Genomic DNA, 20,899 nt, shown 5'->3' with positions numbered 1-20,899 from the left:
TTCAGGAGTGGATATGTATAAGACCTCTGGTGTTCAATCCTATCAGCAGATAGGAGTAGAAAGCGCAGTTATGAATGCCAGTCCACACCAGCTGATTGTCATGTTGTTCGACGGGGCGCATAGCGCCCTCGTCCGCGCGCGTTTGTTCATGGAAGCCGGACAAATTCGTGAAAAAGGCGAAGCGTTATCGAAAGCCATTAACATCATCGACAACGGTTTAAAAGCAGGACTGAACATGGAGGTTGAGAGCGAGCTGTCCAGCAATCTTGCCTCCTTGTACGAATATATGGTTCGACGTTTATTACTGGCGAACGTCAGTAATGACGTAGACGCAATTGTTGAAGTCGAGGGTTTATTAAACAACATTGCGGATGCGTGGAAGCAAATCGGCCCCAATGCGTCCTCTATTTCAGGATAATTTTGATGAATAATCCCAGCGCAGCGCTTAGCCACTGGCAGGCGTTACATGCTCAGAGCATTGCTATGCTAAATCTCGCACATTCTGGTCAATGGGATGCGCTTATTGAGCAGGAAATGCATTACGTTCAACTGGTGGAAAGGATTTCGCAAACGCCCATCATGTCATGCCCACCGGCTCAGGTTGAGCAAGCGCGTGCGCTGCTGGAGATGATCCTCGACAATGAGAATACGTTAAAGGCGCTGCTGAAAGTGCGGATGGACGAACTGCGTAATCTCATCGATCAGACCGGCAAACAGCAATCCATCACCTCTACCTATGGAAAGCTGTCAGGGAATATTCTTTATCCAGAAAGTGTTACCCGCGACACACAATTATGATTTCTTCATCCATACTCCAGAAGTCTGCCATATGGCTTCTGGAGCACGGATGATGAAAAACCCCACCCTGTTACAATGCTTTCACTGGTATTACCCCGCTGGCGGTGAATTGTGGCGAGAAGTCACGGCGTTAGCCCCCAATCTTAATGAAATCGGCATCAACATGATCTGGCTGCCGCCCGCGTATAAAGGGGCTTCCGGCGGGTATTCGGTTGGCTATGACTCTTACGATCTGTTTGACCTCGGCGAGTTTGATCAGAAAGGCAGCATCGCCACGAAATATGGCGATAAAGCGCAGCTGCTGGAAGCCATCGACGCCCTCAAAAGCAACGACATTGCCGTACTGCTGGACGTGGTGGTGAACCACAAAATGGGGGCAGATGAGAAAGAGCCCGTCCGCGTTCAGCGCGTGAACGAGCAGGATCGCACGCAAATCAATGATGAGATCGTCGAGTGTGAAGCGTGGACACGCTACACCTTCCCTGCCCGCGCCGGGCAATATTCGCAGTTCATCTGGGATTACAAATGCTTCAGCGGTGTCGACCATATTGAAAACCCGGATGAAGACGGGATCTTTAAAATCGTTAACGACTACACCGGCGAAGGCTGGAACGACCAGGTTGATGATGAGATGGGTAACTTCGATTACCTGATGGGCGAAAACATCGACTTTCGCAATCACGCCGTCACCGAGGAAATAAAATACTGGGCCCGCTGGGTCATGGAACAGACGCGCTGCGACGGTTTTCGTCTGGACGCCGTCAAGCATATTCCCGCCTGGTTTTACAAAGAGTGGATTGAGCACGTTCAGGAAGTCGCCGAACAGCCGTTGTTTATCGTAGCGGAATACTGGTCCCACGAGGTGGATAAACTGCAGGCCTATATTGACCAGGTCGAGGGTAAAACCATGCTGTTTGATGCCCCGCTGCAGATGAAATTCCACGAGGCGTCACGCCAGGGTCGGGATTACGACATGAGCCAGATCTTCACCGGCACGCTGGTGGAGGCCGACCCGTTCCATGCGGTCACTCTCGTCGCTAACCATGACACGCAGCCTCTGCAGGCGCTGGAAGCGCCGGTCGAAGCCTGGTTTAAACCGCTGGCGTACGCGCTGATCCTGCTGCGGGAAAACGGCGTGCCGAGCGTTTTCTACCCGGATCTGTTCGGCGCAAGCTATGACGATACGGGAGGCGACGGTGAGACCTATCACATCGACATGCCGGTGATTGAGCAGCTTCACGAGCTGATCCTCGCCCGTCAGCGCTTTGCCCACGGCGTGCAGACGCTGTTTTTTGACCATCCAAACTGCATCGCCTTCAGCCGCAGCGGTACCGAGGACGATCCCGGCTGCGTGGTGGTGCTGTCGAACGGCGACGACGGCGAGAAGGTAATTTGCCTGGGGGAAAACTACGGCAACAAAACGTGGCGTGATTTCCTCGGCAATCGCGAAGAAACGGTCACCACCGCGGCGGATGGCGAAGGTACCTTTACCTGTAAAGGGGGAAGCGTCAGCGTGTGGGTGATTGAGGATGCGTTGTAGAGCGGGAAACGTGCGGCCTGATGCCCTCACCCCGTCCCTCTCCCTGTGGGAGAGGGCGCAAACACCAAAAACGGCAACGAGGTTGCCGTTTTGCTTTTACCCTTAGGGCAGTTTACTCTCCAGCGGATTTTTGCTCAGGTAATCAGCACATTCCACCGTTGGGCGGTCAACCTTTTGCAGCTCCATCCCGTCATACTCAAGCGTAGCGCCGTCGCGATCCAGCGGATAGATATCCAGCTTGCGCGTGACGTTGTAATAACTGTCTGAGCGCAGCATGATCTTACCCGGCACGGCAATCACGCGCTGCCACTGGCGGCAGTCCAGCGTATCGCCCTCTTCCGTCACCACCAGCGTGGCAATCGCTTCAGGGCTGACCAGACTGCTCTGCGGCCCTTTCGACTGCCAGTATCCCGCCAGGTTCGCCGGGACGGGATGCTTGATCACGTCATTATAGTTATCGACCTGAACGCACCCGGTCAGTGCCAGCAGCGCGCCAGCAATTGCTATTTTTTTCATCATCTTTCCTGCATTCGAAGAAAAAAATATTGTGGCATTAAAGCGCTGAGGCTGCCAGCGAAGATCGACAGGTCTTAGAACTGTATATAAATGTTATGAGCGGACATTTTTCATAATCAACAAAGGCTTGGTCGACCTTCATGATCATCGAGTACGTGCTGTCCATTGGAATGAGCTGGACGGTTGGACGCAGCTCACGGCCACGAAAGCAGATGAGTGGTGAGCTCTACTGCCGCAACGAAGACGGTGTGTATGTCTGCAGTGCGTGGCATGATCATTCATAAAATCAACTGTATAAATACGCTGCGCAGTTAAACATGAGGGTCGATCAAGTGAATGCCAGATGCTACACTTCAGACTTTTCTGAATTTACTGATTTATCAAATGTTCAAGTTATTCGTCAGGTACACATCAATAGGTGTAATAAACACGCTAATTCACTGGGCCGTCTTTGCTGCATGCATATACGCATTCCACACAGGGCAGGCGCTTGGCAACTTTGCCGGATTCGTTGTCGCTGTGTCGTTCAGCTTCTTCGCCAATGCCAAATTCACTTTTAAATCTTCCACAACAACCATTCGCTACATGCTTTACGTATGTTTTATGGGCTCATTGAGTGCCGCTTTTGGCTGGTGTGCAGACAAATCAGGCATGGCTCCTGTCATCACATTAATCATGTTCTCCGCCATCAGTCTGGTGTGTGGGTTTGTATATTCAAAGTTCGTTGTATTCAGGGATGCTAAATGAAAATTTCACTGGTCGTTCCAGTTTTTAATGAAGAGGATGCAATTCCGATTTTCTACAAAGCCGTGCGGGAATTTGAAGAGCTTAAGCAACATGAAGTCGAGATAGTGTTCATTAATGACGGCAGCAAAGATAGTACAGAATCAATTATTAACGCACTTGCTCTTGCCGATCGGCTTGTAGTTCCGCTGTCCTTCACTCGCAACTTTGGTAAAGAACCTGCGCTGTTCGCAGGTCTGGATCACGCTAGCGGAGAAGCTATTATTCCGATTGATGTTGACCTGCAGGACCCTATTGAAGTCATTCCATATCTGATAGAGAAGTGGCAGGCCGGAGCAGATATGGTGCTTGCCAAACGCTCCGATCGCTCTACAGATGGCCGTCTGAAGCGCAAGACCGCTGAGTGGTTTTATAAGCTACATAACAAAATCAGCAATCCGCAAATCGAAGAGAATGTTGGAGACTTCCGTCTGATGTCCCGCGAGGTCGTGGAAAATATTCAGCTCATGCCAGAGCGCAACTTGTTCATGAAGGGCGTGCTGAGTTGGGTTGGCGGGCGTACTGATGTCGTGGAGTATGCACGCGCTAAGCGCGTTGCTGGCAGCACTAAATTTAACGGCTGGAAACTGTGGAACCTTGCACTTGAGGGAATAACAAGTTTCTCTACTTTCCCGTTAAGGGTTTGGACGTATATTGGCTTCATAATTGCATCTATTTCATTCTTATACGGCGCATGGATGACTTTGCAAACATTAATTATAGGCAATCCGATAAAAGGGTACACATCTCTATTGGTATCCATCCTGTTTATCGGCGGCGTTCAATTAATCGGCATTGGTGTTTTAGGTGAATATATAGGACGCATCTATATCGAAACCAAAAAAAGACCACGCTATTGTTTAAAACGGAATAAAGAAAAATGATTTCCAAAAATAATCTGTTAGTTCTAAGTGTTATTTTTTTACTTATGTTGGTGCCATACTTACACACACCAGTATTGTCAGATGATTATTATTATTATTTTCATGCCAGCCTGCAGGAGCAAATTGGTCATTATTTAGTCTGGAGCGGGAGGCTAATTACTAACATATTTAGCTCATATATGCTCAAATATGTCAATCATGATATTTATCAATCTTTGACAGCTGCTGCGCTAGTTGCCAGCGTTTATCTTATTGCAGCGATACCATCTGCTTTATTTGATGGCAAGCCAAAACCAAGCGCCATTTCGATAGTAATTATCTTTTTAGCTCTTTGGATATCAAATCCAGCGCTTGGTGAAACTTTTTTCTGGTTTGTTGGCGCATCGAACTATTTATGGCCTATATTTTACATATCTTTATTTTTCGTTATTCTCGCTCGACAAAGAAAACCACATACATTACTTAGTTATTCTGGGGCGATTTTAGTTGGTTTTTTAGCAGGTTGCTCAAACGAAAACACGTGCATTGTCGCAACGATACTGACAGTGTCATATTCTATTTGTTTTAACCGCTTTAAACTATCGGCACCCTATTTAATTGGGATTTTCTTAGGCTCTGCGGTGCTTTTATTCAGTCCAGGCTCTGCCATCAGATCGTCTTATTTTAAAGATTGGCACTCATTAACATTAATAGAAAAACTTGATCTACATTTATTTGAAAGACTGCCTGCAGCGCTGAATAGCTTATGGCCAATATTTCTAATCATCATTTTCATTGCACTTTCATTTGGACTACTCAAAATAGAATCTAGGGGTTCATTAATTTGTGCACTAGCATTTTTCATTGGTGGGATATTATGTGACCTTGCATTTGTTGCTTCACCATACATGCCTGAAAGAGCTGGTATTGGTGCCTTATTTATGTTTTTAATAACCCTTTCTTTTTTAATTTACTCTGCTAACTTTTCAAATGAAAAAATATATAAAAACTCGATATTTGGCATTGTCATTGTGTTCGCTATGACTTACTTTGTACCCTCTTACGGCTTAATTTCCTATTCCAATATTAGAGCGTCAAAGCAAGATGCAATACGCATGGCAATGTTAACACAGCAAATCAACGAAGGAAAAAAAGAGATCGTAATACCTGACTTTTACCTAAACCGACTTTTAAAAAAATCAGATGGTTTCCCTACTTTTAAGAACTCATATATGTTTAATTATTTTAAAGTAGATAAAATCACTGAAGAGCCAATTAATTTCGATTACTCAATTATTGACTCACTTCCCAAGAGAGACGTTAATGCAAAATTACATGAAGACATAACATTGAAATCGATTTATTTTTATACTGATAAATTATCAGGGAAAAATAAGCTTATATATCGTATCTCGGGTAACATAAATGATTATTTGATGAATAACACCGCCATTTTTTCTCATGTTACTTTAAAAAACAATGATAACATAAACATGGATACTATCGTTAAGGCGATTAAAGTAGGGAGTGATTGGTATACTTATAGTGATGCAGGAAAGTTAGATTTATCAGAAATAAATAAAATCAATATCGGAATGTACACTACTGATCCAGTAAAAATACTGTCAAGCAATTATTTAGAATTTAAATAATCACCTTGCAGTTTTACTGGTATATTCGGAAATGGCGTTATCCAGAACGCCATTCTTTTTGAAGTATTACGTAAAAAAGTATCCCTACTTATATGAAGGACATCGATATGGTCAAAAGCATTCATTACTTAAGGGGAATTGCGGCTTTATTCGTGGTTCTGTTCCATTTAAGAGGCTATGTTAACAACACATACGTTCAGTCAAATCTTGGGGATTTACTGTTTGTTAATGGAGCTTTTGGTGTAGATTTATTCTTTGTAATTAGTGGATTTATAATCTGCTTTGCAACTCAAAAAAAGGAATATTTTTATCCACTTAAGTTTTTTATTAGAAGATTTTTTAGAATCTATCCACTATTGATCTTAACAGTGTCAATTTACTTTATATTTTTGACAATCAAAAAGGGATCAACCGGCTTAGACGCGTGGTTTATATGGTCAATCGCACCTCTCCAAATCGATTATCATGCTGGGGCTCCTTTCTTTGGATACAATGTACTTGCAATAGCATGGACATTAACTTACGAGATTTCTTTTTATATTATTTTTCTTGCTGCCATGATTATATCCCACAAGTATAGGGCTATATTATGCTCATCCATAATCTTGACAATGGTTTTCTCTTCACAATTAATGAGCGCCACTCCAACACTCAATGGCGTAAATACAAACTATATCAAAAATGACTTCATCACTCTTATTTCATCACCTATATACATTGACTTTGTGTATGGCATAACTTCATATATTATATATATAAATATTTTACCTGCACTATTGAGATACAAGGGAACAGTTTTAAACGTTTTGCTAATTTCAACCGTAATTGTTACTACAGCATTAATATTTACAACAAAACACAATGACCACGGCCCTTTAGGTTGGGGGGGTATGGCATTTATCATTGTCGTATCAATGACTTTAATGGAAGCAAGTTTCACGACAGCAAAATACAAGCCCCTAATTATACTCGGGGATATTTCATTTTCTCTTTACATGTGGCATTTCATTTTTATAGAAATAATTAACACATATTTCCCAAGTATTTCAATGAATGGATTTTATACCTTAGCCATTATGACAACCTGCTCAATTGCAATAGCCTGGATTTCATTCAATCTCATTGAGATTCCATCAATTAACCTTTCAAAGAAAATCATATCATGGATAGACAGAAACAACCCAGAGCGTATTGTTTCATAGCTAAATAGTTCACAATGTGCGTCATTCAAAAAATGATAGCGTTTAACCAGATAAAATAATTCACTATAATGGAGGTAATTATCACCGTGATACATAGAACGCCATCATCCCCATAGAATCTCAGTTCAATCATGCGTTCCCGAATGAATTTTTGTCCATTTATTATCAGATCAGCCCCATATTTGGGGCTCATGACATGCGTGCCAGCGAAATTCTTCTCAGTTCCACTAATATTCCTATGATTGTAATGGGAAATATCTCAACCATTATTTTTTGAAAGCTGTATCCAAGTTTTCAGACGTGACGATGACGCATCGGGAAGGTGTGCAATTGCTGCTTTTAATCGTACCCAGTAATTGGGTATAACCCTACAATCAGGAACAATGATAACCCGTGCCTGCCATCATTACGCAGTCGGGTCTTACAACCAGTCACAGGAGGCAGCAATGCGGCGCGCAAATGGTTTACCGGGTATAGGGATTCTGAATGGCTAAAAATAACCAGGACCAGGTACTTATCCTCAACCAGAAATTGAGTGAGTTTGCCCCATCCATGCCCCACGCTGTGGGATCGGATGATTATTAATAATAAATATCATTAGGTTAGATAACCTAAACCTGCATCCCCATCACTTCCTGATACGCCGACACCAGCTTGTTACGCACCTGGATCCCCATCTGGATAGAAACCGAGGCTTTTTGCAAATCGGTCATCACATCATTCAGCGCCACGCCCGGCTCGCCGAGGGTGAACTTCTCCGCCTGCGTACGCGCAGCGGTCTGGGTATCGCTGATACGGTCAAGAGCTGCATGCAGTTGCCCCGCAAAGCTGATGGTCGGCTGTTGTTCTGCCACATTCTGATTACGGGCCGTCATCGCCGTTGCCTGCAACTGACTGATTACCCCTTCAATGCCCTGTATAGCCATGACTCTCCCCTGGATGGTTTTTTACGCGGTCAAGACTAACAGCTTGTCAATAAGATAATGGCGGTAAATAGCGTGAAAAAACCAGGTTATTTGACGCATAGAAAATCCGGAATCGTCAAATAATGGCAGGGCCATCAATATGGAACTTTTGTCGTGTTTGCCGACCCGGGAGTCAGTTTTGTTTCTCTACACGAATAACGTAAACCACCAGGATTTAAGAGGTGCGCAATGAGTGCAACAGCATCGACAGCGCCACAAAATAAATCACTCGAGTGGATGAACCGCCTTCGCGCGAATCCTAAAATCCCGTTGATCGTGGCAGGCGCTGCCGCAATTGCGATCCTTGTAGCGATGGTTTTATGGGCGAAAAGCCCTGATTACCGCACGCTCTACAGCAACCTTTCCGATCAGGATGGCGGCGCCATCGTCACCCAGCTTACCCAGATGAACATCCCGTATCGCTTTGCCGATAATGGCGGTGCGCTTGAGGTACCGGCGGATAAGGTGCACGAGCTGCGTCTGCGTCTGGCACAGCAGGGCCTGCCAAAGGGCGGCGCGGTCGGCTTTGAGCTGCTGGACCAGGAGAAGTTCGGCATCAGCCAGTTCAGCGAGCAGGTGAACTACCAGCGAGCGCTGGAAGGCGAGCTGGCCCGCACCATTGAAACGTTAGGCCCGGTGAAGGGTGCCCGCGTGCACCTGGCGATGCCTAAACCCTCTTTATTCGTTCGTGAACAGAAATCCCCTTCGGCTTCCGTTACCGTGAACCTTGAGCCCGGCCGCGCGCTGGACGAAGGGCAAATCAGCGCGGTGACGCATCTCGTCTCCAGCGCCGTCGCCGGCCTGCCGCCGGGTAACGTGACGCTGGTGGACCAAAGCGGACATCTGCTGACGCAATCCAATACCGCCGGGCGTGACCTGAACGACGCGCAGCTGAAATACGCCGCCGACGTGGAAAGCCGTCTCCAGCGCCGTATCGAAGCGATCCTCGGCCCGGTGGTGGGCAACAGCAACGTGCACGCCCAGGTGACCGCGCAGATTGACTTCTCTAATAAAGAACAAACCGAAGAGCAATACAGCCCGAACGGCGATGCGGCTCAGGCGGTAATGCGTTCACGCCAGATCAACTCCAGCGAACAGATCGGCGGGGCCTACCCTGGCGGCGTGCCGGGCGCGCTCTCTAACCAGCCTGCTCCGGCAAACGCGGCGCCGATTTCCACGCCGCCGGCCAATCAGCAGAACGGCCAGCAAAATAATCAGCAGACCACCTCAACGACCAATAACGCCGGTCCGCGCTCCAGCAGCCGTAACGAAACCACGAACTACGAAGTGGACCGGACCATTCGCCACACTAAGCTGAACGTGGGCGATATTCAGCGTCTTTCCGTTGCGGTTGTGGTGAACTACAAAACCCTGCCGGACGGCAAACCGTTGCCGTTAACCGCCGAGCAGATGAAGCAGATTGAAAACCTGACCCGCGAAGCGATGGGCTACTCCGAGAAGCGCGGCGATACCCTCAACGTGGTCAACTCGCCGTTCAACGCGGTTGAAGAGACCGGCGGCGAGCTGCCGTTCTGGCAACAGCAGGCGTTTATCGACCAGCTGATGTCCGCGGGACGCTGGCTGCTGGTGCTGATTGTCGCGTGGCTGCTGTGGCGTAAGGGCGTTCGTCCGCAGCTTCAGCGCCGTGCGGAAGCCGAAAAAGCGGCTCGCGAGCAGATGAGCGCGCGTCAGGAAACGGAAGAAGCGGTTGAAGTTCGCCTCAGCAAAGATGAACAGATGCAGCAGCGTCGTGCTAACCAGCGCATGGGCGCTGAGGTCATGAGCCAGCGCATTCGCGAAATGTCAGATAACGATCCGCGCGTCGTGGCGCTGGTCATCCGCCAGTGGATGGGTAACGAACATGAGTAATACGCTTACGGGCACCGATAAAAGCGTCATCCTGCTGATGACCATTGGCGAAGACCGCGCGGCAGAGGTGTTCAAGCACCTCTCCCAGCGCGAAGTGCAAATTCTCAGCGCGGCCATGGCCAACGTGCGACAGATCTCCAACAAGCAGCTGACCGAAGTGCTGTCGGAATTTGAGCAGGAAGCCGAACAGTTTGCGGCGCTTAACGTCAACGCCAACGACTACCTGCGCTCCGTGCTGGTCAAGGCGCTGGGCGAAGAGCGCGCGGCCAGCCTGCTGGAAGATATTCTGGAAACGCGCGATACCGCCAGCGGGATCGAAACGCTCAACTTTATGGAGCCGCAGAGTGCCGCCGACCTTATTCGCGACGAGCATCCTCAGATTATCGCCACTATTCTGGTTCACCTCAAACGTGGCCAGGCGGCGGATATTCTGGCCCTGTTCGAGGAGCGCCTGCGTCACGACGTGATGCTGCGTATCGCGACCTTCGGCGGCGTCCAGCCGGCCGCGCTGGCGGAGCTGACCGAAGTGCTGAACAACCTTCTCGACGGTCAGAACCTCAAGCGCAGCAAAATGGGCGGCGTGAGAACGGCGGCGGAGATCATCAACCTGATGAAAACGCAGCAGGAAGAGGCAGTCATTACGGCGGTTCGCGAATTCGACGGCGAGCTGGCGCAGAAAATCATCGACGAGATGTTCCTGTTCGAAAACCTGGTCGAAGTGGACGACCGCAGCATCCAGCGCCTGCTCCAGGAAGTGGACTCCGAGTCGCTGCTTATCGCCCTCAAAGGTGCCGAGCAGCCGCTGCGCGAGAAGTTCCTGCGCAACATGTCCCAGCGAGCGGCGGATATTCTGCGCGACGACCTTGCCAACCGCGGCCCGGTACGTCTGTCTCAGGTGGAAAACGAGCAGAAAGCGATCCTGCTTATTGTTCGTCGTCTGGCGGAAACCGGCGAGATGGTGATTGGCAGCGGAGACGACACCTATGTCTAACGAGCTGTCTTGGAAGCGCTGGACGCCGGACGATCTGGCTCCTCCCCTTTCAGAGTTCACCCCGGCCGTAGTAGCGGCCGAGGAGCTTGACCCGGAAGCCGAACAGCCCGAGCTGAGCGAAGAGGAGCAGCAAGCGCAGATGCTGGCGCAGCTGCAAATGCAGGCGCACGAGCAGGGCTATAACGCCGGTCTGAACGAGGGCCGCCAGAAGGGGCACGATCTCGGGTACCAGGAAGGCCTGGCGAAAGGGCTGGAGCACGGCATCGATCAGGCGCGCCAGCAGCAGGCGCCGATCCATGCCCGCATGCAGCAGCTGGTCAGCGAGTTCCAGCACACGCTGGACGCGCTGGACAGCGTGATTGCCTCGCGTCTGATGCAGATGGCGCTGGAGGCGGCGCGTCAGGTTATCGGCCAGACGCCGGTGGTGGATAACACCGCGCTGATCAAACAAATTCAGGGTCTGCTTCAGCAGGAGCCGCTGTTCAGCGGCAAACCGCAGCTGCGCGTCCACCCGGACGATCTGCAGCGCGTGGAAGAGAGCCTGGGCGCAACGCTTAGCCTGCACGGCTGGCGTCTGCGCGGCGACCCGTCGTTACACCACGGCGGATGCAAAGTCTCTGCCGATGAAGGCGACCTGGACGCCAGCGTCGCCACCCGCTGGCAGGAACTGTGCCGCCTGGCGGCACCGGGAGTCGTCTGATGACCGCACGCCTCACCCGCTGGCTCACCACGCTCGACAACTTTGAAATGAAGATGGCGCAACTGCCATCCGTTCGTCGTTACGGGCGTCTGACGCGCGCCACCGGCCTGGTACTGGAGGCGACCGGCCTGCAGCTTCCGCTGGGGGCAACCTGCGTCATTGAGCGTCAGGATGGGCAGGAAACGCGTGAAGTGGAAAGCGAAGTGGTCGGGTTTAACGGCCAGCGCCTGTTCCTGATGCCGCTTGAAGAGGTGGAAGGCATTCTGCCCGGCGCGCGCGTCTACGCGAAAAACATCAGCGGCGACGGTCTGCAAAGCGGGAAACAGCTGCCGCTTGGCCCTGCCCTGCTCGGCCGCGTGCTGGACGGCAGCGGTAAACCGCTGGATGGCCTGCCCGCGCCGGACACCACCGAAACCGGCGCGCTGATCACCCAGCCGTTCAACCCCCTGCAGCGTACCCCTATTGAGCACGTGCTGGATACCGGCGTGCGCCCGATCAACGCCCTGCTCACCGTGGGGCGCGGGCAGCGTATGGGCCTGTTCGCCGGTTCCGGCGTGGGGAAATCCGTCCTGCTCGGCATGATGGCGCGCTATACCCAGGCCGACGTGATCGTCGTGGGGCTTATCGGCGAGCGTGGTCGCGAAGTAAAAGACTTTATTGAAAACATTCTGGGTGCGGAAGGCCGCGCCCGCTCGGTGGTAATCGCCGCGCCGGCGGACGTTTCGCCGCTGCTGCGTATGCAGGGTGCCGCCTACGCCACCCGTATCGCCGAAGATTTTCGTGACCGCGGCAAGCACGTGCTGCTGATCATGGATTCCCTCACCCGCTACGCGATGGCGCAGCGTGAAATCGCGCTGGCTATCGGCGAGCCGCCGGCCACCAAAGGCTACCCGCCTTCGGTCTTCGCCAAACTTCCGGCGCTGGTAGAGCGTGCGGGGAACGGCATCAGCGGCGGCGGCTCTATCACAGCCTTCTATACGGTGCTGACCGAGGGCGACGACCAGCAGGACCCGATTGCCGACTCCGCGCGCGCGATCCTTGACGGCCATATCGTGCTGTCGCGCCGCCTGGCCGAAGCCGGACACTACCCGGCGATTGATATTGAAGCGTCCATCAGCCGTGCGATGACGGCATTGATTACCGAGAAGCACTACGCCCGCGTGCGTAACTTTAAACAACTGCTTTCCAGCTTCCAGCGCAACCGCGATCTGGTCAGCGTGGGGGCGTATGCCAAAGGCAGCGACCCGATGCTCGACAAGGCGATTAGCCTGTGGCCGCAGCTGGAGGCATTTTTACAACAGGGCATTTTTGAGCGTGCCGACTGGGAAGATTCAATCCAGGCGCTGGAGCTGATTTTCCCGCAGGTGTAACACAGGTGGAGGGCGAAGGTCATGGCGCAAAACAGCGCGTTATCAACGCTGAAAGATCTGGCTGAGAAAGAAGTTGATGATGCCGCATTGCAGCTTGGGGCAATGCGACGCGGGTGCCAGCAGGCTGAAGAACAGTTGAAGATGTTAATCGACTATCAGCATGAATACCGCACCAACCTCAATACCGATATGACGCAGGGCATTGGCAGCCAGCGCTGGATTAACTATCAGCAGTTTATCCAGACTCTGGAGAAGGCGATAGAGCAGCACCGCCAGCAGCTCAGCCAGTGGACCCAAAAAGTCGATACCGCGCTGAATTTCTGGCGCGAAAAAAAACAGCGGCTGCAGGCCTGGCAGACCTTACAGGACCGGCAGATTGCAGCCTCAACCCTGGCGGAAAACCGCCTGGATCAGAAGAAAATGGATGAGTTTGCCCAGCGCGCATCAATGAGGAAACCGGAATGATCACACTGCAACAACTGCTGATGAGCGACAGCGACCTGTCAGGCGGGATGCAAACAGGGAAAGGCACCGAGGGTGCACAGGACTTTCTCTCCCTGCTGGCGGGCGCCCTGACGGACGCAACGGGCAAGGGCAACGATGCGCCGCTCACCCTGGCAGACCTGAAAGCCGCCGGCAGCAAGCTGTCGAAAGTCGCGCAGGAGGCCAAAGGCGATACCGCTCTGCAGGCCAAAATTGCCGACCTGCTCGCGCGTCAGCCTGCGCTGAATGGCGTTGAAACGTCGGAGTCCGCGCCCCTTGAAACCCTGGGTTCCGGGCTGGTGCCGCTGTCAAAGGGCGACGCGCTGAAGACGCTCACCGCGGCCAACGGCAAAGATGACGGTAAAACCGAGCTGAGCGAAGAAGAGCTGGCCGGATTAAGCGCGCTGATGGCGATGCTGCCGCACCAGCAGACTACCGCCTCTCGTGCGGCTGGCAGCGACGGCGTTTCCGCCACCTCAGCGCTGAGTTCAGCAACGCTTTCGCAAAACGGTGCGGGACAGCCGTCCCTGAACGCGCCTGCGGGAAGCCATGATAAAGCGCAGCTTTCTGCGTCCTATCAGAGCCAGGCGAAGAACAACGGCCCGGATCTCGCCGCCAACGCGCCTGCCACGCCGGTCATGGCCGCAGCCGCAGAGAAGCAGGAGTTCGCCAGTTCTTCCTCGTCCTCTTCGCCGACCGCTACCCTGGCGCCGATTATGTCCAGCCATGCGGCCAGCCAGCCTGCCGCCACCGTTGCCACCGCGCCGGTGCTAAGCCAGCCTCTGGGCACCCACGAATGGCAGCAGTCCCTGAGCCAGCACATCACCCTGTTCACTAAGCAGGGCCAGCAGACGGCGGAGCTGCGCCTGCACCCGGAAGATCTGGGCCAGGTACAAATCTCGCTGAAGCTGGACGATAACCAGGCACAGCTGCAGATGGTATCTGCGCACAGCCACGTGCGCGCGGCGCTGGAAGCCGCGCTGCCGGTCCTGCGGACCTCGCTGGCGGAAAACGGCATTCAGCTTTCTCAGAGCAGCGTCAGCAGCGAGAGCTTTGCCGGGCAGCAGCAGTCTTCATCCCAGCAGCACCATGCCTCGCGTTCCGGCCAGCACGGTGGTTTTAATGAAGAGAGCGATGAGCTCCTGCCGACCCCCGCCGCCCTGCAATCCGCGGCGCGCGGTAACGGTGCCGTAGACATCTTCGCCTAAACGCCAGAGGTAGCGTGATTATCCCCGTCTTTTCCACGCTTTGACGACGGCAGGACACGGGATAATCACCTTATTAAGCTGTACCGAAACAGGAAGCTCGTATCAGATGACAGACTCCGCTATCACCAAAAAAAGCAAGCGTTCCATCTGGATCCCGCTGCTGGTGTTGATCACGCTCGCCGCCTGCGCTACCGCGGGCTATAGTTACTGGCGTATGCAGCAGGAACCTTCAACCGCTGCGGCCAAAGCCGAACCTGCCCCACCGCCGGCGCCGGTCTTTTTCCCTCTGGACACCTTCACCGTTAACCTCGGTGATGCGGATCGCGTGCTGTATGTCGGTATTACGCTGCGCCTGAAGGACGAAGCGACCCGCGCGCGCCTGAACGATTATCTGCCGGAAGTGCGTAGCCGCCTTCTCCTGCTGTTTTCTCGTCAGGACGCCTCCGCGCTGGCTACCGACGTGGGTAAGCAAAAGCTGGTCGACGCCATCAAGCAGACGCTGGCCACCCCGCTGGTAAACGGTCAACCTAAGCAGGAAGTCACTGACGTTCTGTACACAGCCTTTATTCTGCGGTAACGACATGGGCGACAGTATTCTTTCTCAGGCAGAAATCGACGCGCTGCTTAACGGCGACAGCGATAAGAGTGACGACCCGCAACCGGGTCTCACCGGCGACGATAATATTCGTCCTTACGATCCCAATACCCAGCGTCGCGTCGTCCGTGAACGTCTGCAGGCGCTGGAGATCATTAACGAACGTTTTGCACGTCAGTTCCGTATGGGGCTGTTTAACCTGCTGCGTCGTAGCCCGGATATCACGGTCGGTGCGATCCGCATTCAGCCGTATCATGAGTTTGCCCGCAACCTGCCGGTGCCAACCAACCTTAACCTGATTCATCTGAAGCCGCTGCGCGGCACCGGTCTGGTGGTGTTCTCCCCAAGCCTGGTGTTCATCGCGGTGGATAACCTGTTCGGCGGCGACGGGCGTTTTCCGACCAAAGTGGAAGGTCGTGAATTTACCCACACCGAGCAGCGCGTCATTAACCGCATGCTGAAGCTGGCGCTGGAGTCCTACAGCGACGCGTGGAAAGCGATTAACCCGCTGGAAGTGGAGTACGTCCGTTCCGAGATGCAGGTGAAATTTACCAATATCACCACCTCCCCGAACGATATCGTCGTCAATACGCCGTTCCACGTGGAGATCGGTAACCTGACCGGTGAGTTCAACATCTGCCTGCCGTTCAGCATGATTGAACCGCTGCGCGAGCTGCTGGTTAACCCGCCGCTTGAGAACTCACGCAACGAAGATCAGAACTGGCGTGAAAACCTGGTGCGCCAGGTGCAGCACTCGCAGCTGGAGCTGGTGGCAAACTTTGCCGACATCTCGATGCGGTTATCCCAGATCCTGAAATTACAACCCGGCGACGTTTTGCCGATAGACAAACCCGACCGCATTATTGCCCACGTGGATGGTGTCCCGGTACTTACAAGCCAGTACGGCACGATTAACGGTCAGTATGCGTTACGCGTTGAGCACTTGATCAACCCGATTTTGAATTCGCTGAATGAGGAACAGCCCAAATGAGTGACATGAACAATCCGTCCGATGAAAACAGCGGAGCACTGGACGATCTGTGGGCTGACGCGTTAAACGAGCAAAAAACGACTCCGACGAAAAGCGCGGCGGACGCGGTATTCCAGCAGCTCGGCGGCGGCGACGTCAGCGGCACGCTGCAGGACATCGACCTGATTATGGACATCCCGGTTAAGCTGACCGTTGAACTGGGGCGCACCCGGATGACCATTAAAGAGCTGCTGCGCCTCACGCAGGGTTCAGTTGTGGCCCTTGACGGCCTGGCCGGCGAGCCGCTGGACATTCTGATCAACGGTTATCTGATTGCTCAGGGTGAGGTAGTGGTGGTTGCCGATAAATACGGCGTGCGCATCACCGACATCATCACCCCGTCTGAACGCATGCGTCGTCTGAGCCGTTAAGTATGAAAACCCAGGCAACAATATCACAGCCGTCCGCCGTACCCGGCTCCCCGCTGCTCCAGGTGAGCGGGGCGTTGTTCGGTATTATTGCCTTTATTCTTATCGCCGCCTGGCTGGCAAAGCGTTTTGGCCTGGCGGGTAAAACTGCCGGCACCCGCGGCCTGAAGGTCAGCGCCAGCACCACGCTTGGGCCGCGCGAACGCGTGGTCATCGTCGATGTAGAAGACGCGCGTCTGGTTCTGGGCGTAACCGGCTCAAACATCAACGTATTACATAAACTGCCGCCTGCCCCGGTCACGGTGGACGAGTGCGCACAAGCCCCTGCGGATTTTCAGTCCGTCATGAAGAGTTTGCTTAAGCGTTCCGGGAGATCCTGATGCGCCGTTTGTTATCCCTTACGCTTGCGGGCATTGGCCTGTTTGCTCCTGCGGTTTATGCGCAGCTGCCCGGTCTGGTCTCCACGCCGATTGCGGGTGGCGGCCAGAGCTGGTCGCTCCCGGTTCAGACGCTGGTCTTCATCACCTCGCTGACCTTTATTCCGGCCATCCTGCTGATGATGACCAGCTTCACCCGCATCATCATCGTCTTTGGTCTGCTGCGAAACGCGCTGGGCACCCCTTCGGCGCCGCCAAACCAGGTGCTTCTTGGCTTAGCCCTGTTTTTGACCTTTTTCATCATGTCGCCGGTGATCGACAAGATTTATACCGACGCCTACCAGCCGTTCAGCGAAGATAAAATTTCGATGCAGGAGGCGCTGGAAAAAGGCGCGCAGCCGCTGCGGGAATTTATGCTGCGCCAGACGCGCGAAGCGGACCTGGCTCTTTTCGCCCGCCTGTCCAACACCGGCGAGCTGCAGGGACCGGAAGCGGTACCGATGCGCATTCTGCTGCCGGCCTATGTCACCAGCGAGCTGAAAACCGCGTTCCAGATTGGCTTTACCATCTTTATTCCGTTCCTGATTATCGACCTGGTGATCGCCAGCGTCCTGATGGCGCTCGGGATGATGATGGTGCCGCCCGCCACCATTGCCCTGCCCTTTAAGATCATGCTTTTTGTGCTGGTCGACGGCTGGCAGCTGCTGGTCAGCTCGCTGGCGCAGAGTTTTTACAGTTAAGGAACGGCAATGACACCCGAATCGGTCATGATGATGGGCACGGAAGCGATGAAAATCGCCATTGCCGTTGCCGCGCCGCTGCTGCTTGTCGCGCTGGTTACCGGCCTGATTATCAGTATTCTTCAGGCCGCCACGCAGATTAACGAAATGACGCTGTCGTTCATCCCGAAAATCATCGCCGTGTTCGTGGCGATTATCGTGGCCGGACCGTGGATGCTGAACCTGCTGCTGGACTATATGCGCAACCTGTTTACCAACCTGCCGTACATCATCGGCTGACCTGACGATGCTGCACTTCACCAGCGACCAGTGGGTTCAGTGGCTCGGCGTCTATTTCTGGCCGATGCTGCGCATTCTGGCGCTGATCTCCACCGCCCCCATTCTCAGCGAGAAAGCGATCCCCAAGCGCGTTAAGGTGGGGCTGGGCATTATCATCACCATTATTGTCGCCCCTTCCCTGCCGCCCGTGAATATTCCCATCTTCTCGGCTAACGCAATATGGGTCGCTTTACAGCAGGTGATGATTGGCGTCGCCGTGGGCTTTACCATGCAGCTCGCCTTCGCCGCCGTGCGCACGGCCGGTGAGCTGATTGGCCTTCAGATGGGGCTATCGTTCGCCACGTTTGTCGATCCCGGCAGCCACCTCAACATGCCGGTGCTGGCGCGCATCATCGATCTACTCGCCATGCTGCTGTTTCTGTCGCTCAACGGTCATCTGTGGCTCATCTCCATGCTGGTGGATACTTTCCATACGCTGCCGGTCGGTGATAACCCGGTCAACAGCAATGCCTTCCTCGCGCTTACTCGCGCGGCGGGGCTGATCTTCCTCAACGGTCTGATGCTGGCTCTGCCGATCATCACGCTGCTGCTCACCGTCAACCTGGCATTAGGCTTACTGAACAGAATGGCACCGCAGCTCTCGGTGTTTGTGATTGGTTTTCCGCTGACGTTGACGGTCGGAATTTTATTAATGTCATTACTGATGCCCCTTATCGCCCCCTTCTGTGAACATTTATTCGGCGAGATATTCAATCTGTTAGCGGATATTGTCAGCGAATTGCCTCGTAAATAATAGTCCTCACGGTCGCTATTGTCTTTCTGAGGATATTCCTAAAATAAAACGCGAAAAACATCTTCCAGGATATATCTGACGCGGTTTAAATGTTTCTAACCATCTCACAATACTTAATATTTACTTTACTTTAAGAAGATTCCTGGCAAATTATACGTAACTTTACGGGATAGTGAGTCCGCCTGAAAGTCTTTGTCATGCTCACAGGTTTATTATTTTTTTCCATCCCGTATGGCTGTTTTGAGCTCTCAGGCAGATGGTGAATTATCGTTACGCATTGAGTGAGGGTATGCCATGTCAACGATCATTATGGATTTATGCAGCTACACCCGGCTAGGGTTAACCGGGTACCTGGCAAGCAGAGGGGTAAGAAAGAGAGACATCAACGATGCACACACCGTTGAAGAACTCGCAGCCGCTTGTGACGAACTCAAACCAGGCGTGGTGTTTATTAATGAGGACTGTTTCATTCACGATCCAGCCAACAGTCAGCACATTAAGCAAATCATTAATCAGCATCCAAAAACCCTGTTTATTGTTTTTATGGCGATCGCGAATATCCATTTCGATGAGTATTTGTTGGTCCGTAAAAATTTATTGATTAGTTCTAAGTCGATTAAACCCGAGTCGCTGGATGACATTTTGGGTGATTATTTGAATAAAGAAGTTAAAAATGTAGGAGCGGTTAACTTACCCACCCTTTCATTAAGCAGGACTGAATCAAGTATGCTGCGAATGTGGATGGCGGGACAAGGAACTATTCAGATCTCTGACCAGATGAATATTAAAGCGAAAACCGTTTCGTCACACAAAGGAAATATTAAAAGGAAAATTAAAACGCATAATAAGCAAGTGATCTATCACGTGGTACGTCTGACCGATAATGTGACGAACGGGATTTTCGTCAACATGCGTTAGAGGCTTAAACCCCTTTGCACCCTACCTTTGATCTCTGGCCTGGCCAGAGATTTTTGCTTTTGCGGACGTTGTCGGGCATGCGCAATGCCACCCGACGCCGTACTACTCCGCTTTCTCAACAAAAATGCCGTCCGGATGCCCCAGTTCGTTAAAAAACCAGATGCCGAGCGGGTAGTCTTCCAGTGAGACCAGGTACATTGTGCCTTCACTAAACTCTTCAATTGCCAGCACCACCCCCGGGCGGCGCGGCCCACCGTCCGTTTTAACGGTTACCCGATCGTTGACCTTCATACATTCCTCCTCTGGTTTTGAGCCAGTGTAGAACAAAACGCAAAAACACACACCGCCGCACGGCGTGAATGGCGTTTTTATGCACAAGCTATACTTAACCTTGGACACGTTTGTAGGTTGAAAGAGGAGTCCCGTAATGAAGACCGATAAAGAGTACAGCGACACCATCAAACGCGAGGTCGAGGTGGATGTCGATGCCCTGCTGGCCGCCATCAATGAGATCAGTGAGTCAGAAGTCCGCCGCACGGACGATGGTTCGGACCACGTCATTGTTAACGGGAGGGATTATCACACCTACCGCGAGCTGGCGGAGGCCTTCGAGCTTGATATTCACGACTTTAGCGTGTCTGAAGCAAATCGTTAGCACGAAAAAAATCCCGGTCATGGGGATGGCCGGGATCAAAACTTGCTTATGCAAGAAGCACTTGAAAATTCGTTACACCAGGAAATCTGATGTACAAACAACACTATCCCCAACGATTTTGCATGACAAGCATATATTCTTACGGCGAATATAATATTTTTTACATAATCGTTTTGGTTATGAGCAGCAACATACGCCGAATGC

The 20,899-nt window shown here is 52.2% G+C and carries 24 protein-coding genes and 2 pseudogenes; 23 read left to right on the top strand and 3 right to left on the bottom strand.

Annotated features, from left to right (window positions below; genetic code table 11):
• Nucleotides 1-13: 13 nt before the first annotated feature.
• From fliS to amyA, 3 genes are read left to right on the top strand one after another with little or no spacing between them, the layout of a single operon-like run.
• Nucleotides 14-418, top strand: coding sequence for a flagellar export chaperone FliS (fliS, locus tag OSH03_RS08690; protein WP_045260346.1), 405 nt, complete (start codon nucleotides 14-16; stop codon nucleotides 416-418).
• Nucleotides 419-423: 5 nt separating this feature from the next.
• Complete coding sequence (gene fliT / locus OSH03_RS08685; RefSeq protein WP_045260347.1) at nucleotides 424-798, top strand: flagella biosynthesis regulatory protein FliT; 375 nt, start codon at nucleotides 424-426, stop codon at nucleotides 796-798.
• Between the two features lie 52 nt (nucleotides 799-850).
• Nucleotides 851-2,338, top strand: coding sequence for an alpha-amylase (gene amyA / locus OSH03_RS08680; protein ID WP_266178927.1), 1,488 nt, complete (start codon nucleotides 851-853; stop codon nucleotides 2,336-2,338).
• Nucleotides 2,339-2,440: 102 nt separating this feature from the next.
• On the opposite strand, the gene yedD is transcribed toward amyA, so the two are convergent.
• Entirely contained in the window at nucleotides 2,441-2,854 is a 414-nt protein-coding gene (yedD, locus tag OSH03_RS08675) for a lipoprotein YedD (protein WP_045260349.1), read from the bottom strand.
• Between the two features lie 384 nt (nucleotides 2,855-3,238).
• Here yedD and OSH03_RS08670 point away from each other — a divergent pair, with 384 nt between their 5' ends.
• From OSH03_RS08670 to OSH03_RS08650, 5 genes and pseudogenes are all read left to right on the top strand, one after another.
• A complete protein-coding gene (locus tag OSH03_RS08670) occupies nucleotides 3,239-3,601 on the top strand; it encodes a GtrA family protein (RefSeq protein WP_151412606.1) in 363 nt (120 codons plus the stop codon).
• The gene (locus OSH03_RS08665) at nucleotides 3,598-4,521 is read left to right on the top strand and encodes a glycosyltransferase family 2 protein (protein WP_266178830.1); all 924 of its coding nucleotides are present in this window, start codon (nucleotides 3,598-3,600) and stop codon (nucleotides 4,519-4,521) included. Before OSH03_RS08670 ends, OSH03_RS08665 begins: the two co-directional genes overlap by 4 nt.
• A complete protein-coding gene (locus OSH03_RS08660; protein WP_266178829.1) occupies nucleotides 4,518-6,152 on the top strand; it encodes a DUF6056 family protein in 1,635 nt (544 codons plus the stop codon). The genes OSH03_RS08665 and OSH03_RS08660 overlap by 4 nt, the downstream gene beginning before the upstream one ends.
• A gap of 107 nt (nucleotides 6,153-6,259) precedes the next feature.
• On the top strand, nucleotides 6,260-7,354 hold the full coding sequence (locus OSH03_RS08655; RefSeq protein WP_266178828.1) for an acyltransferase family protein: 1,095 nt from the start codon (nucleotides 6,260-6,262) through the stop codon (nucleotides 7,352-7,354).
• 392 nt (nucleotides 7,355-7,746) lie between these two features.
• A pseudogene (locus OSH03_RS08650) lies at nucleotides 7,747-7,939 on the top strand (integrase); the annotation flags it as partial.
• A gap of 26 nt (nucleotides 7,940-7,965) precedes the next feature.
• Here OSH03_RS08650 and fliE read toward each other — a convergent pair.
• The gene (gene fliE / locus OSH03_RS08645; protein WP_028013699.1) at nucleotides 7,966-8,280 is read right to left on the bottom strand and encodes a flagellar hook-basal body complex protein FliE; all 315 of its coding nucleotides are present in this window, start codon (nucleotides 8,278-8,280) and stop codon (nucleotides 7,966-7,968) included.
• Nucleotides 8,281-8,508: 228 nt separating this feature from the next.
• Between fliE and fliF the strand changes: the two genes are divergently transcribed.
• The 14 genes and pseudogenes from fliF to rcsA all read left to right on the top strand — a co-directional run bounded on the left by fliF (nucleotide 8,509) and on the right by rcsA (nucleotide 20,040).
• Nucleotides 8,509-10,188 carry a flagellar basal-body MS-ring/collar protein FliF gene (gene fliF / locus OSH03_RS08640; RefSeq protein ID WP_266178827.1) on the top strand — a complete coding sequence of 560 codons (1,680 nt, stop codon included), beginning with the start codon at nucleotides 8,509-8,511 and terminating at the stop codon, nucleotides 10,186-10,188.
• The gene (gene fliG, locus OSH03_RS08635; RefSeq protein ID WP_008500327.1) at nucleotides 10,181-11,179 is read left to right on the top strand and encodes a flagellar motor switch protein FliG; all 999 of its coding nucleotides are present in this window, start codon (nucleotides 10,181-10,183) and stop codon (nucleotides 11,177-11,179) included. Before fliF ends, fliG begins: the two co-directional genes overlap by 8 nt.
• Nucleotides 11,172-11,879 carry a flagellar assembly protein FliH gene (gene fliH, locus OSH03_RS08630; protein ID WP_061097759.1) on the top strand — a complete coding sequence of 236 codons (708 nt, stop codon included), beginning with the start codon at nucleotides 11,172-11,174 and terminating at the stop codon, nucleotides 11,877-11,879. Before fliG ends, fliH begins: the two co-directional genes overlap by 8 nt.
• Complete coding sequence (fliI, locus tag OSH03_RS08625; protein ID WP_266178826.1) at nucleotides 11,879-13,249, top strand: flagellar protein export ATPase FliI; 1,371 nt, start codon at nucleotides 11,879-11,881, stop codon at nucleotides 13,247-13,249. The genes fliH and fliI overlap by 1 nt, the downstream gene beginning before the upstream one ends.
• Before the next feature lie 21 nt (nucleotides 13,250-13,270).
• Nucleotides 13,271-13,714, top strand: a complete 444-nt coding sequence (gene fliJ, locus OSH03_RS08620) for a flagellar export protein FliJ (RefSeq protein ID WP_045631642.1) — start codon at nucleotides 13,271-13,273, stop codon at nucleotides 13,712-13,714.
• Nucleotides 13,711-14,940, top strand: coding sequence for a flagellar hook length control protein FliK (gene fliK / locus OSH03_RS08615; protein ID WP_266178825.1), 1,230 nt, complete (start codon nucleotides 13,711-13,713; stop codon nucleotides 14,938-14,940). Before fliJ ends, fliK begins: the two co-directional genes overlap by 4 nt.
• A gap of 106 nt (nucleotides 14,941-15,046) precedes the next feature.
• Nucleotides 15,047-15,517: a flagellar basal body-associated protein FliL gene (fliL, locus tag OSH03_RS08610; protein ID WP_021241388.1), complete on the top strand. Its 471-nt coding sequence runs from the start codon at nucleotides 15,047-15,049 to the stop codon at nucleotides 15,515-15,517.
• Between the two features lie 4 nt (nucleotides 15,518-15,521).
• Nucleotides 15,522-16,526: a flagellar motor switch protein FliM gene (gene fliM, locus OSH03_RS08605; protein WP_028013703.1), complete on the top strand. Its 1,005-nt coding sequence runs from the start codon at nucleotides 15,522-15,524 to the stop codon at nucleotides 16,524-16,526.
• A complete protein-coding gene (fliN, locus tag OSH03_RS08600; protein WP_003859592.1) occupies nucleotides 16,523-16,936 on the top strand; it encodes a flagellar motor switch protein FliN in 414 nt (137 codons plus the stop codon). The genes fliM and fliN overlap by 4 nt, the downstream gene beginning before the upstream one ends.
• Nucleotides 16,937-16,938: 2 nt before the next feature.
• Nucleotides 16,939-17,313 (top strand): flagellar biosynthetic protein FliO, encoded by a 375-nt coding sequence (fliO, locus tag OSH03_RS08595; protein WP_266178824.1) that lies wholly within the window; start codon nucleotides 16,939-16,941, stop codon nucleotides 17,311-17,313.
• Nucleotides 17,313-18,050 carry a flagellar type III secretion system pore protein FliP gene (fliP, locus tag OSH03_RS08590; protein ID WP_061097755.1) on the top strand — a complete coding sequence of 246 codons (738 nt, stop codon included), beginning with the start codon at nucleotides 17,313-17,315 and terminating at the stop codon, nucleotides 18,048-18,050. Before fliO ends, fliP begins: the two co-directional genes overlap by 1 nt.
• Nucleotides 18,051-18,059: 9 nt before the next feature.
• A complete protein-coding gene (fliQ, locus tag OSH03_RS08585) occupies nucleotides 18,060-18,329 on the top strand; it encodes a flagellar biosynthesis protein FliQ (protein ID WP_008500315.1) in 270 nt (89 codons plus the stop codon).
• Between the two features lie 7 nt (nucleotides 18,330-18,336).
• Nucleotides 18,337-19,129, top strand: a pseudogene (gene fliR / locus OSH03_RS08580) (flagellar biosynthetic protein FliR); the annotation flags it as partial.
• Between the two features lie 287 nt (nucleotides 19,130-19,416).
• A complete protein-coding gene (gene rcsA / locus OSH03_RS08575; protein WP_013097740.1) occupies nucleotides 19,417-20,040 on the top strand; it encodes a transcriptional regulator RcsA in 624 nt (207 codons plus the stop codon).
• A gap of 102 nt (nucleotides 20,041-20,142) precedes the next feature.
• Here the strand turns inward: rcsA and dsrB are convergent, their stop codons facing one another.
• Entirely contained in the window at nucleotides 20,143-20,331 is a 189-nt protein-coding gene (dsrB, locus tag OSH03_RS08570; protein ID WP_013097741.1) for a protein DsrB, read from the bottom strand.
• Nucleotides 20,332-20,467: 136 nt separating this feature from the next.
• On the opposite strand from dsrB, the gene yodD reads away from it, so the two are divergent.
• Complete coding sequence (yodD, locus tag OSH03_RS08565; protein ID WP_048959254.1) at nucleotides 20,468-20,695, top strand: YodD family peroxide/acid resistance protein; 228 nt, start codon at nucleotides 20,468-20,470, stop codon at nucleotides 20,693-20,695.
• Nucleotides 20,696-20,899 lie beyond the last annotated feature (204 nt).

This window comes from Enterobacter nematophilus, assembly GCF_026344075.1.
In the GTDB taxonomy this organism is placed as follows: Bacteria; Pseudomonadota; Gammaproteobacteria; order Enterobacterales; family Enterobacteriaceae; genus Enterobacter; species Enterobacter nematophilus.
Note: the sequence above shows the minus strand (reverse complement) of the source record. Positions and strands in the feature narration are given on the sequence as shown.